The organism is Pseudomonas sp. FSL W5-0299 (assembly GCF_005930655.1).
GTDB classification, from domain to species: Bacteria; Pseudomonadota; Gammaproteobacteria; order Pseudomonadales; family Pseudomonadaceae; genus Aquipseudomonas; species Aquipseudomonas mandelii.
The window spans coordinates 1-331 of the sequence record NZ_RXHX01000127.1 but is presented as its reverse complement, the minus strand read 5'-3'; the positions used below and the strand labels follow the sequence as shown (position 1 = coordinate 331).

The following is a 331-nucleotide window of genomic DNA, read 5'->3' as shown; positions in this document are numbered from 1 at the left end:
GCTGGAACAAGAGCACACAGATCGCGCCATGCGCTCGGTGAGCCACCAGATGAACATGGCCAAGCTGCCGATGCACCGCGACCTGGCCGGCTTCGACTTCAGCGCCTCCAGCGCAGACGCTCGTTTGATCAGCGAACTGGCCAGTCTGGCCTTTACCGACACCGCGCAGAACGTGGTGCTGATCGGTGGGCCTGGCACCGGTAAAACCCACCTGGCCACTGCGCTGGCCGTGTCCGGCATCACCCGGCACGGCAAGCGCGTGCGCTTCTACTCCACGGTCGATCTGGTCAATCTGCTGGAGCGCGAAAAGCACGACGGCAAAGCCGGGCGG

General features: G+C 64.7%; 1 pseudogene. It reads left to right on the top strand.

Annotated elements, in window-relative coordinates:
• Positions 1-331 (top strand): annotated as a pseudogene (gene istB / locus FHL16_RS33920) (IS21-like element ISPst3 family helper ATPase IstB); the annotation flags it as partial.